The sequence below is a fragment of the Endozoicomonas arenosclerae genome (assembly GCF_001562015.1).
In the GTDB taxonomy this organism is placed as follows: Bacteria; Pseudomonadota; Gammaproteobacteria; order Pseudomonadales; family Endozoicomonadaceae; genus Endozoicomonas_A; species Endozoicomonas_A arenosclerae.
This window is the reverse complement of sequence record NZ_LASA01000065.1, coordinates 26974-39396: the sequence shown is the minus strand read 5'-3', so window position 1 is coordinate 39396 and position 12423 is coordinate 26974. Positions and strand designations below refer to the sequence as shown.

Here is a 12423-nt window from a genome sequence, read left to right as displayed (position 1 = left end):
GTTGTTAACGTTGTTCCGGAAACAGCTTTAACAGCCAGTCCTTACCTACATTTTTTGTAGCCCGCCTGCGGCTCTCTTTGAGCAAAGGACTGCCCGCAAACGAGAGTCGATTTGAGATCAACTCTTCGGCCTGCTCCTGGGCCAGACCAGCCTCTGAAACCAGCCGATTTTTTATCTGACTGCACCACCACGCTGCTTCATCTGAAAAGTTCCGGCCTAACTGATGAGCACAGGTCAACGAGATGTGAAACTTCTCAAGATCCATGGAATGGGCTTGAAAATACTTCAGCAGATTCACGACTTCCAACAATTGTATCTCCAAATCCGGTTGGAGCATGTTGAAAGTATATGTCACCTGCCCTGCTTCCTGAATGGTGTTGGACAACTCTTCCGATAAACCATTTTGTGTTCCAGTCTGCACGGCCATAGTTTTATATTTAAGGGATTTCCCCGGAATATAAAGATGCCCGGAATCTTTAAACTGGGTTTCATCCAGCTCTTTACCTACAGATTCAAACAGACGGTTACCCCTTGGGTATGAATTACCCATGGCCTGAACAAGTCCATTTTTACCGCTGTCTTCAGACCCTAACACCAGCCAGTAGTCAGGAATTCTTCTCTCTTGCCACTTTTTCACTACGCTTGGTGAAGGTAACTTTACACCGGTGTTCTCGGGGTTTCCCCCCAGATTTTCATACAACAATTTAAAGCGTTGGTAGATGGCTTCTTCAGTTGTTTCCAGAAACCCCTGATGAAATTGCAACTGATTGATCCAGTGGATGGCCTTAAGACTGTTACCTGACCTATGCGCTTGTTCAGCCCTTAGTAATAAAGTCAGCGCTGCCTTATCCCTTGCCCAGTTCGATACAACCGATAACACGCGACATACCATGAGTGCCAACCCATTCGACAGAGGTTTGATCTTCCTCTCAGTCAGGGCTTTATCATGAGATAAGAAAGGAGCATCCGGGGATTGCCTTTGACTGTCGACCAGTCTGACTGGTTGATTCTGAGAGGAGGGAATGCCCGGTGACCCAACGGATAGATCAGGTCTCCGGTTAGACTCAGGAGGCAAAGAGTCCATTTTTCCCCCTTTTCCTTTATTGCCTAAAATCTGGCAGGATCAGCCACTCATTATTCAATGGAGGTCTCTCCATCCAACCCCGTATGATTCATAGTCCAGGCTCCAAAATCAGAATCCCGAATCATGGCACCTATAAACGAACTGCGATCAAATCTGGCATGACTGAACTCGGCCTGATCAATCGTAATATGATCGAGACGGCAGTGGTTAAACGATGGACTTTCTTCAAGGCTGTAACACTCCCTGAACTCACCCTGCTCAAATATCACCTCATTGAACTGAGTACCTTCCATTAACGCTGAATCAAGATCGACCCGTGTAAAGTAACTGTTCGAGATTCGGGTCTGAACCAGCTTGGGAACCTTGAATTCACAGTCAGTCATAACGACCTTGTTCAAGGTCCCACCAGAAAACACCGGGCCTTCCTGTAAACTGTCACACCCCTTGAAATGGCATTCTTCCATCAGGGCATTGTTAAAATGAGTACTGGTCAGAGTACAGTTTCTGAATTCCATATTTCTTAATTCTGAACCGGTGAAGTTGGCATCATCCAGAAAACCATGAATGATCTGGCTGTTATGCATCTTCAAGCCCATACATGAACTGTTATGGAAACTCTGGGCTCCCATGTTACAGCTATCAATCACGGCATTATCCAGACAGCTCTGATCAAAATTAACCGCAAATAAATTGCAATCCACCAGGCGAGCATCATCCAACCTGCAGTGCCTCAGATCAGCACCTTCCAGAACGGAATCTTCAAAAATAGTGTCTTTCAGGTCAGCCCCTGTGAAATCAGCGCCAGACAAATCACACCCCTTGAACCTGGCCCCTCGAAGCTGCGTCTTTCTGAAGTTACACCCTCTCAGATCGGTCTGGTTGAAACAGACTCTTTCAAGATCTCTGCCATCCAGCTCCATGCCCTTCAGCACTTGCCGAGCAGGTACATTCATACCCGGATGCAACAATGCCTGTAGCTCAGCAGCCAGATCAGTAGATGATGGATTATTCATGACCATTTGAGCTTCTTGTGCGGGCTCAATGACTATTTTGTAATCGCCAAGTCCCTTCAGCTGAATAGCACTTTTTCCGGACAGCCCTTCGGTTTTCAGGCCACCTTTGGCCAGAACATCAAACCGACCCAGCCCCTCTTTGGCTTTCTGCCTGGTATCTTTCCCTGAATCGGACACTACTCTGCCTCCCCGGCTGAAATTTTTAGCTGTTAATTGAATTCGCCCGATGAACGGAAAGATTTAGCCCGCAGTCATCAAAATGCATTGATAACCGCAGGCAGGAGAGCAGTGAGGGAATGAGAGAAAATGGAGCATTAGTGCTATATCAAAAGCACTCAGTCACAGGGCTCCAGAACATGGCTGGCAAGATCAAGAACGACATGTCGAATGTGGTGATCGTCCAGTTCGTAGAGTACCTGTTTACCATGGCGAGATGACTTGAGAATTCTTGCTTCCCTGAGTCCTCTGAGGTGGTGACTGGTTAACGGCTGAGACATACCTGATATTTCTGACAGGCAGCAAACAGGCTGCGGACCATCAATACAGGCCATAACCAACTTGAGGCGCCCCTCATCCCCCAGAAGTCTGAAAAGAGAGGCCAGTCTGGCCAACTGCTCTGAAGACAATTCTGGTAATTCAGTACAACAGGGCTGATGAGATTCAGTCATAGAGAATTACATTTTAAAATACGTTTAAATTAAATCGTCATGAGCTAAAAACATCAGCTCATCTTTATACTGGAGAAACAAGTCTAACTCGACTCAACCAGCACCTGAAGTCAGACCCTGTTACTTTTGAAAAATTCACCAAAAATAACCAGACATCACATTACAAACGAAAATCCAGTCTAGAGCACGTATTCAGGAAACACCTAAAAATAAAAAGCGAGGATAGATTCATTTTTATGATGGCCGAAAGCTAACTCGATACACCTGGTTTTTTGTCTAATGATAGAATGAATATAAGTTTGAGGTAACTGACAGAGCTTATGAAACAGAAGCTGGAAGCCGTGCTATTCGATATGGATGGCCTGATCTTTGATACAGAGATTATTCACCGCCATTGCTGGAAACTTGCTGGCCAGTCCTTCGAATACGAAGTAAACGATGATTTTTTTAAACGCTGTACCGCTACCACTGGCGAAAAGACCCTTGCATTGCTCAGCGAGCTCTATGGCAGTCACTGCCCGGCAGAGTCCTTTTACCAACATAAAAAAGAGCTGTTTCAGGATTACATCAATAGCCACCCCACCCAGACCAAAGCAGGCTTTACCGAGCTGTTCCAGTGGTTGCAAAGCCAACCTGTGAAAATAGGTCTGGTAACCTCATCACGGCTGACCTCTGTGAAACACCACTTTGCTGACAGAGATGAGTTTGAAAGCTTTGAAACAGTGATTACTGCAGAGCAGGTAACCCAAGGCAAGCCTGATCCTGAACCTTACCTCATGGCCTGTAAAAAATTAGGCGTTACGCCTTCTGAAGCGGTGGTTTTCGAAGATTCCAACAACGGAGCCCGTTCAGCCTTCAATGCTGGATGTCACGCCATTATGGTCCCTGATTACCTTCCTCCTGAAGACGATGTGCAAAAACATGCCTTTGCCATTCTGAACAGCTTGAAGGATGCCAGAGCCTTACTATCTGAACAATTCCAGATGAATTAACGAGAACAGGTATCGCCTTAGTAGCCTCGAATAGATTACCCAATGGCCGAATTCTCTTCATCCACTTCCCTGATCTCATGAGTGTTGAACAAAAGTTCCAGATTCGCTCCGGCTGGAAATAATCGCTCAGAACTTCTATTGAGCAGATCCACCAGAAGCTCTACATTACTGACCTTAATCCGGTAACGAATAACATTGCCCAGAAGCAGATAATCAACCACCTCTCCTCGCACAGGATGACGAACATGCTCAGGGTACTGACGGCCTTCTTCCCGGACATAGATGGACTCAGGCCGGATGGCGACCTGTTTTTGAGATTGAATGCCAAGCACCTGATGAGCCTGCTCAGCACTTAGCAGGTTATAGTTACCGATGAAGCGAACCACAAAGGCATCAGCGGGCTCGGTATAAATTTCTTCAGCCGTACCATTTTGAATTATTTTCCCGTTATTCATTAACAGAATTCGGTCAGATAAGGTTAAGGCTTCTTCCTGGTCATGGGTCACAAACAAGGTTGTCAGTCCCAACTCTTTCTGAATCGATCTCAGTTGCTCACGAAGGTTTTTCCTGATTCGGGCATCCAGAGCTGACAGCGGTTCATCCAACAACAAGATTCGAGGTCTGACGACCAGTGACCTTGCCAACGCCACCCTTTGACACTGACCTCCAGAAAGTTCCGAGGGATAACGCTGCTCCTTCCCTCCCAGCTCAACCAGTTCAACCGCCTCATTAACCCGCTTTGATTGTTCTGAAGGCGGCACCTTCTGCATTTTTAAACCAAACGCAATATTCTCCCGAACCGTCATATTGGGAAATAAAGCGTAACTCTGAAAAACCATTGCAATGCCACGCTGCCTGGCCGGTGTATCGGTGACATTGACTCCGTCAATAAAAAGCTGTCCATCATCCACCTGAGTCAGCCCGGCGATACAACGTAGCAGTGTTGACTTTCCGCAACCGGATGGGCCTAAGAGGGTGACAAACTCCCCCTTTTCTAATGAGAAATGAATATGAGAGAAAACAAAACTATCGTCGTATTTCTTTTCCAGTCCATCTACTCTCAGAAAGCTCATTGTTTCTTGCCCCACTGCCCGGCCAGTATCGTCATCAAGACAATGATCAGAAAATAACTCACCACCACAGCACTGCTGAAGTGCCCACTTCTTGTCTTCATGTTGAACAGATAAACCTGCACCGTCTCAAACCGGGTGCCCACCAGAATATTGGCAAACACAAACTCACCAATCAGCAGTGAAAAACTCAGGAACAGCGACACCATTAAACCGGTCTTCAGATTCGGTAGAACAATGGTAAAAAAAGCCCTGAAAGTACTCGCTCCCAGTAAATGAGCCGCATCCAGCATATCCTGAAGATTCAAATTCGCCATGTTGTTGGCTATCGCCCTGTAAGAGAAAGGCAATGCCACGGTGAAATAAGCCCCTAAAAGGATCCACGGAGTTCCTGTCAGAGTCACTACATCATTGGAGTAGATTTGCAGTAAACCGACCGATGACACCACTGGAGGCACAGCAAATGGCAATAGAATGATGAAATTCATGAAGGGCTTCAGAAACGGAAAGTAGTAGAAAACAATAAACGCCGTTGGCACCACCAGCACCAGGGTCAGTAAAAGAGCTCCCAGGCACACCAGGACAGAGTTCATCATGGCCTGTAAAAACCGGTGATCCGCAAACAGAGATGTGTACCATTTCAGGGTAATACCATCCGGCAGCAACCCTGAAGACCAGGAGGTACTGATAGAGTAAAGCAGGGTGCCCAGCAGCGGCAGGATCATAACCATCATGAAGATGATAATAACCGACAGATGCCCAAGACTATTTGGCCTTTGCACGGAGCCTCCCCGGCTTGATTAACCACTCATTAGCCAGCGTTACCAGCATCAAAATAAATACCAGCACCATGGAGAGAGCACTGGCCAGCCAGGGATCCAGGAAAATATCACCGGAAATCAGGTTGCTGATCCTGATCGTCAGAAGGTTATAGTTACCGCCCGTAAGAGCAAATGCCGTCGCCATTGTGCCCATAGCATTGGCAAACAGGATAATGAAGGTGCCTAGTATGCCTGGCATGAGAACCGGGAGCCCAATACTGATCCAATAACGAATTTTGCCAGCGCCCAGCAAACAGGCTGCTTCCTGCCATTCATCCCGAAGCCCTTCCATTGCAGGCAACATCAACAAAATGGCCAGAGGAATCTGAAAATAGCTGTAGATCAGAATGAGACCCAAGGCAGAGTAGAGATTAAATCCCAGCTGAATGCCCAACTGATCCAGCAATACAATCAGGCAACCGTTAGCACCCAGAAGAATGACGAAGGCAAATGCCAGAGGCACCCCGGAGAAATTGGCAATCATATTGGCAAAGGTCAGAGTCAACTCTTTGAGGCGACCTGACAATCGGTGCAATGACCAAGCACAGGGCAAAGCCAGCAACATACCGACAATGCTGGAATAAAGACTGATTTTCAGACTGTTGAATAGAGCCTGACGAAAATAGCGGCTTTCAAAAATATACTCATAGTTCCCTATTCCCCACTCTTCACCCAGATTGCTCTTGAAGCTATCAACAAACACCCAGATAAGAGGCAATACCTGAAACAGGAAAAAGACCAGGATGAAAGGCATTAAAAGAAAAAGCGCTTTTTTTCCTGCCTGGCGTGAAACCATAACAGTCTTCTCTCAATGAGCAGAACTGATAGGTAACAGCTTTCCATGCTGCTCAATCCCGAGGGCTTCGCAAACCAGACCGCAGATATGCAACTGTTTCAACTGCATACTTCGAAGGTGGTCAAAGGTTTTACCCAGCAGGAACAGGGGCACTTCACGCTCTTCAGCCAGGGTACCACCATGACTGCACATACCATTCATGCCGTGATCACTGGTCACCATGATCTGATAGCCAGCCTCCAGCCAACCCGACAGATATTCAGCCATTTGCACATCAACAGACCGGGCAGCTTTGCGATACTCGGAAGACAGCAAACCATGGTGATGTCCTGCATCATCCACGTTCATGGGGTGTATAAGCAGAAAGTCCGGATCATAAGCGGTTCGAAGATATTCTGCATCGGCAAAGAGATGGCTGTCAGGGTAATGATCCAACCAGTAAAAAAGACCATGCTGAATCAATTGATCAGGACTGTTCTGAAAACGATCTTCAAGAGGCTGGAAAGGTCCGTGATTATAAAGCTCACTGAACATGTAATAGGCTGCAGCTGCCGTTGTTTTTTCACGATCCCTGGCCAGAGAAAAAATACTGTTTTGATGAGATCGTCTGGCCATGTCATTTGACAGAACGCCATGATCTAGAGGGCGTGTTCCTGTCAGGATCGTTTCATAGAGTGGGCGGGATAAACTGGGCAATTCACAGACCAGCTTGTGCAACTGTGCTCTGGACAGCTCCACATACCCCATTAAACACCCCATGCATTCACGAGCCACCTGATAGTTCAAACCATCGAGAATAATCAGTATGACCTTGTTGCTCATGGTTCACCCCAAACACTTGCTTGCCATGAAAACCATTTTGCCTCGATCTTCTTCACATCAAGATTTCGCAAAATGTCTCTCTTCAAACATGACAGTTAACTGCGACAAATATTACAACTGAACTAACCGAAAAACGGCTTTCTATTATGACAGCCCAACCACCCTATGCTTTGTAACTCTTCATTCTCAAGGTGTAAAAGTCCGAACTGCCCGTGGAATACTAGTCGAGTTTTATTATTCGTCAGCAAATAATTTCCAAGAATTCGTCCCCCTCTATAAATCCCGCACACCCAAAGACTGGAGCAGATTTAATCGAGATGAAAAAGCACATAGTCTTGCCAGAGATAAGGCAACTCTCTGGCACTTCTTCGCCATGCTGAAATATCCTGAATTAGCCGTGCATTCTTGTACTGCTCTTCAGGCAATAAATATTTTTTTACGTCATCAGGCAGGGGGACAGGGCGAATAGGGCGGGCATAACCTCTGGCCAGATTAATCTGACCTGCATCACTGAGAATATATTCTCGCGCCAGCTTTGCCGCATTAGGATTTTTAGCCCATTTATTGATGATAGTGCTGTAACCACTGATCACAGCACCATCGCTGGGAATCACTACTTCAAACTTTTTCGGGTCAATAATATTTCTGTAGTTGAGGGCGTTAAAATCCCAGAGCACAGCAACTTCAACTTCACCCCGCTCAAGGTTGGAAACACTGGGCGGAACCAGAGTCAGACGTTTCTCCTGCGCCAGCTTCGAGAACAGTTTAACGCCCGGCATCAGGTCTTTTTCGTTCCCCCCCATGGCTATAGCAGCGGACAGAACTGCATTGGTTGGCTGACTGCCCTTACCAACCGGGCCAATAGAAAGCTTATGCTTCCCTTCATAAAGATCCTTCCAGCTTCGGGGAACTGTCTTCACCTTTTCCAGATTAACAATAAAAGACATTGTCCCTGTATAAGACAGCATCCAGTGGCCATCAGGATCTTTTGCCCAATCGGGAATTTGATGCCAGGTGGTTGGTTTGTAAGGCTGGGTGATGGCCTGGGACTTGGCTACACTGGCGAACTCAAGACCGGAATCACCAATATCCAAAGTCGCATGCTTACGTTCTGCCTTGATCTTGGAGATCACCTCGGCACTGCTCATATCCGTATCTCTTTGAGCTATACCGTACTTGGTTTTCAGATCTCTCCAGGTCTGGCCCCAGTTAGCCCAGTCATCAGGCATGGTGGCAGTTTCCAGACGCCCTTCTTCAGAAGCAGCTTTTTCAAGACGCTGCAAATCTGTGAGAGCATACACCTGCCAGGAGAGCAGCAAGCCAATGCCTGTTATCAATACCACTGTCCCCGACCAAAGCTGTCGCTTCATCCTATTTCCATCTCGTTCAGTTTACAAACAGCCATGAGCCGGAAATGCCGCTCACCCCGGAACATGAAAATGGCTATAGATTCTGAGAGAGCGGCATTTTCATAGTAAACAGTCAGCGCCGTGCTCAGTAAACGCTTTAATGAACTTCTGCGAGCCAAAATACCCACGAACCTTTTGGACTTAAGCAATCACAGATCAGTCCTCTGGCTCCTGAAAAATGGTCATGCAGGAAACAGTCTCACGGCAGAACAAAGGAAGTATGGTGGAAAAATCCAGCTTGTCAGGTATGCATGAATGAGAATGAAGAGAAACAGAGAAGAGTTGAAAAGAAAACCAAGCAGATGGGTTTACAAACTGTGCGGCTAAGACCTTTTTGCTGCTTCCATGCAACCCGCCAGCTATTTGTTATGAGTACTTCTTTAGCAAAAATACTCTTTATTAGGCTGAAAGGTTCCGTCTTGGTAGCATTACCTCAAACAATCACCTTGCAAACCTATCTGCTTGCTGCTGACACTTTATTATTTTTATTCGGGTCAACTTATTCAGCCTGTTGTTATTTTTATTGTTGGCTGTAATTTTTATTCTTGACCCTATATATACAATCCACGTGCCAACTTTTAACAATTGGCTTACACACCCTATAATACGTACATATAACTAATGACCAGAGAAATAAACCTACGCTCAACACTGGTCTATTATGTTACCCACCCAAACCGAACGGGTAACAATCATGACGTTATGTAACACCACTACCCAACTAAACGACCATGGGTTAATTAATGCTCTGATTAAACTGTGTTCTGCTGCAAAATATCGCCCCTGAAAACTTGTCATCCGGCTTTTTTACTGTAAAACAGTGTTTTTAGCGGCATTGAAATATGCACTAATTCCTGACAGCTGAAGAGATGCGTCTGTTCAGTCAAAAGCACGCATGGTCACTTCGGCTTTTCCTGTCTATTTAAGATGAAGACCAAGATTTATCCTTAGACTCACAAATCATGACAGTGTTAAGCACCGCAGGCTGGTATAAAGCTTCGGGGGCTGCCCGTCTTGAACTTCTGATGCACCCTCCAGAGCCACCACTGGAACTGAATAATGACCGATCTAGACTCAAACAGCATTCACACTGGTCTTTCCGGCCGTATGCTTCTTGAAAACCCTTTGCTGAACAAAGGCACGGCCTTCACTTTTGAAGAGCGCAGCGAACTGGACCTTCATGGTCTGCTTCCACCCCGTGTAGAAACATTGGAAGAGCAATGTCGTCGTGCCTATAAGTCCTTTACTATCAAACCCACCCCTATACTCAAGCATATCTATCTGCGCTCCCTGCAGGACACCAATGAGACGCTTTTCTACGCACTGGTTCAGCGTCACCTTCAGGAAATGCTGCCTATCATCTACACACCTGTAGTAGGTCAGGCCTGTCAGCGTTACAGCGACCTGTATCGCCGTCCTCGGGGTCTCTATATCTCCTTCCCTGAGCGCGAAAAGATGGATGCCATGCTGGCTAACTTCAAGCGCAATATTGAAGTGATCGTAGTCACTGACGGTGAGCGTATTCTGGGCCTGGGTGACCAGGGCATTGGTGGCATGGGTATCTGCATCGGTAAACTGTCACTGTATTCAGCTGTAGGTGGCATCACACCTAACCTGACCCTGCCTATTACTCTGGATTGCGGTACTAACAACAAGAAGTTACTGGAAGACCCCAACTACCTCGGATGGCGTCATGAGCGTATCGGTGACGAAGACTACTACGAGTTTTTAGAGATGTTCATCCAGGCACTCAAACGTCGCTGGCCTAATGCTTTGCTGCAGTTTGAAGACTTTGCCATTAACCACGCAACGCCTCTTCTTGAGAAGTATCGCGATGAACTCTGCACATTCAACGACGACATCCAGGGCACAGCCGGTGTTACTGCGGCTACGTTGATGGCCGCAGCCAAAGCGGCCGGTAAATCCATTGAAGACCTGAAGGTCGCATTCCTGGGAGCTGGCTCTGCAGGCTGTGGTATTGCAGAACAGATTATCCGTCTGATGACAGGTCGCGGCCTGTCCGACGAAGAAGCCCGCAAACGCATTTTCATGGTGGATCGTGACGGTCTGTTACACGACCAAATGGAAGGCCTGCGTCCATTCCAGCAGAAGCTGACACACCATTTTGGTGATATAGAAAGCTGGTCCGCTGAGGGTGGAGCCTCTCTGGCTGATGTGGTTCGTGTTGCAAAGCCAGACGCCATCATCGGTGTTTCCGGTCAGCCAGGCCTGTTCACTCAGGAAATCATTGAGAACATGGCGGCCAACCACGATCAGCCGATTATATTCCCTCTGTCTAACCCGATCAGTCAGGTAGAAGCACTGCCTGAAGACATCATCAAGTGGACTAACGGTAAAGACCTGATCGCTACTGGCAGCCCATTTGAACCGGTTCAGTTCAATGATCGTGCTTACCCGATTGCCCAGTGCAACAACATTTACATCTTCCCGGGTCTGGGTCTGGGTGTTCTGGCCTGTGGTGCCAACCGCATCTCCGATCAAATGCTGGATGTCGCTGTAGAAACACTGGCGCTGGCTTCCCCAGCTCTGGTTAACAAGGAGGCGCCTCTACTGCCTCTGATGGATCGTATTCAGCATGTCACCAATGACATTGCCCTTGCAGTAGCCCTGCAGGCTCAGAAAGAAGGCCTGGCTCCTGTCACGGAACTGACTGATCTGGAACAAAAGATCAGAGCAAAACGCTGGAGTCCTGAATACCGTCGTATTCGTATGTCTTTCTGCTAACAGCTCTTCTTTCTATTGATGATTCCTGATCATCAATTATTGTTTGCACGTCACAAGACGTGCAAACAACCTACCTCCAATCCGTTGCTATACTGTTTGCCCTCGATCTGGAATCCATCCATTTTCTCTAAGGCCGATCATGAGCTACCTGGAACTGGGCTATCAGGTTTTCAACAATGTCATTTCTGACAACTGCAGGGAATCTGCCAAAAATGAAGTTAATCGCATACGAAACCTTTTCAGGCAGGATAATCAACTACTCAGTGATTATGTAATTCCCCTCTCCGAACTGCCAGACCATAGAAACCCGGGGGCGGATCAACAGGCGATCGAAGAAGAACCTTATCTGATTGGCGAGCCGGTCGAACTGTCCACCACTTTTGCAACATTGATCATGAACCCGAGTCTCTGGGATATAGCCAGTTCGATCCTGGGAGACGATGATGTTGTCTACCACTTCTCCAATGTCACTCGGAAACCGGCTAAGAATGGCCCTTCACTAAGCTGGCACAGGGATTTCCCGAATCAGTATATTTGCCCGGAGCATTCAGACAGTTTTTTCCGTCTGTTGTTACCCCTTGAAGGCATGCAGGAAAGCAACGGCTGTACTCAAGTCATTGCAAACAGCCATACACTGAGTGATGAACTGGCAATCAGGGAACATAAAAAGCGCTCACTGGATATCAACCAGCATGAACAGAGTATCTCTCTGGAGTTGAAACCCGGACAGGCTGTGGCGATCCATCCCAAACTGATTCATGGTGGACAGGTTAATCGGTCAGAGCTAGACAGAAACCTGATGGTGATTCAATTCGGCCTGCCAACCCATCATTGGCTTTATCATGAAAAGCCCTGCATGCTGACCGGTTTGAATCACAGAGAAATTCTTGAAATGCTGGATGCCAATTTCAACCAGCCCAGGAGGCAGACCAAGAAAACTCATAAAGCCACTATAAGCAAGCTGAATACTTGTTGAATATTCTTTCAAAAAGTCAGCAAATCC

12 protein-coding genes are annotated in these 12423 nt (G+C 47.0%); 4 read left to right on the top strand and 8 right to left on the bottom strand.

Features of this window, described 5'->3' with window-relative positions; genetic code table 11:
* Positions 1–4: 4 nt before the first annotated feature.
* The 3 genes from WG89_RS09365 to WG89_RS09355 all read right to left on the bottom strand — a co-directional run bounded on the left by WG89_RS09365 (position 5) and on the right by WG89_RS09355 (position 2765).
* Positions 5–1084: a hypothetical protein gene (locus tag WG89_RS09365; protein WP_062264693.1), complete on the bottom strand. Its 1080-nt coding sequence runs from the start codon at positions 1082–1084 to the stop codon at positions 5–7.
* A 50-nt stretch (positions 1085–1134) separates the two neighbouring features.
* On the bottom strand, positions 1135–2274 hold the full coding sequence (locus tag WG89_RS09360) for a pentapeptide repeat-containing protein (protein ID WP_062264690.1): 1140 nt from the start codon (positions 2272–2274) through the stop codon (positions 1135–1137).
* 158 nt (positions 2275–2432) lie between these two features.
* The gene (locus tag WG89_RS09355; protein WP_062264688.1) at positions 2433–2765 is read right to left on the bottom strand and encodes an ArsR/SmtB family transcription factor; all 333 of its coding nucleotides are present in this window, start codon (positions 2763–2765) and stop codon (positions 2433–2435) included.
* Positions 2766–3085: 320 nt separating this feature from the next.
* On the opposite strand from WG89_RS09355, the gene WG89_RS09350 reads away from it, so the two are divergent.
* Complete coding sequence (locus WG89_RS09350) at positions 3086–3757, top strand: HAD family hydrolase (protein WP_062264686.1); 672 nt, start codon at positions 3086–3088, stop codon at positions 3755–3757.
* 35 nt (positions 3758–3792) lie between these two features.
* On the opposite strand, the gene WG89_RS09345 is transcribed toward WG89_RS09350, so the two are convergent.
* From WG89_RS09345 to WG89_RS09325, 5 genes are all read right to left on the bottom strand, one after another.
* Positions 3793–4830 (bottom strand): ABC transporter ATP-binding protein, encoded by a 1038-nt coding sequence (locus WG89_RS09345; protein WP_062264682.1) that lies wholly within the window; start codon positions 4828–4830, stop codon positions 3793–3795.
* Positions 4827–5609 (bottom strand): ABC transporter permease, encoded by a 783-nt coding sequence (locus WG89_RS09340; protein ID WP_216638456.1) that lies wholly within the window; start codon positions 5607–5609, stop codon positions 4827–4829. The genes WG89_RS09345 and WG89_RS09340 overlap by 4 nt, the downstream gene beginning before the upstream one ends.
* Positions 5593–6444 (bottom strand): ABC transporter permease, encoded by an 852-nt coding sequence (locus tag WG89_RS09335; protein ID WP_062264680.1) that lies wholly within the window; start codon positions 6442–6444, stop codon positions 5593–5595. The genes WG89_RS09340 and WG89_RS09335 overlap by 17 nt, the downstream gene beginning before the upstream one ends.
* Before the next feature lie 12 nt (positions 6445–6456).
* On the bottom strand, positions 6457–7266 hold the full coding sequence (locus WG89_RS09330) for an alkaline phosphatase family protein (RefSeq protein ID WP_062264677.1): 810 nt from the start codon (positions 7264–7266) through the stop codon (positions 6457–6459).
* A 308-nt stretch (positions 7267–7574) separates the two neighbouring features.
* Positions 7575–8636, bottom strand: coding sequence for an ABC transporter substrate-binding protein (locus tag WG89_RS09325; protein ID WP_062264675.1), 1062 nt, complete (start codon positions 8634–8636; stop codon positions 7575–7577).
* A gap of 290 nt (positions 8637–8926) precedes the next feature.
* Between WG89_RS09325 and WG89_RS09315 the strand changes: the two genes are divergently transcribed.
* From WG89_RS09315 to WG89_RS09305, 3 genes are all read left to right on the top strand, one after another.
* The gene (locus tag WG89_RS09315; RefSeq protein ID WP_062264670.1) at positions 8927–9211 is read left to right on the top strand and encodes a hypothetical protein; all 285 of its coding nucleotides are present in this window, start codon (positions 8927–8929) and stop codon (positions 9209–9211) included.
* A gap of 523 nt (positions 9212–9734) precedes the next feature.
* Entirely contained in the window at positions 9735–11420 is a 1686-nt protein-coding gene (locus tag WG89_RS09310) for an NAD-dependent malic enzyme (protein ID WP_062264667.1), read from the top strand.
* A gap of 139 nt (positions 11421–11559) precedes the next feature.
* Positions 11560–12396, top strand: a complete 837-nt coding sequence (locus WG89_RS09305) for a phytanoyl-CoA dioxygenase family protein (protein ID WP_062264664.1) — start codon at positions 11560–11562, stop codon at positions 12394–12396.
* Positions 12397–12423 lie beyond the last annotated feature (27 nt).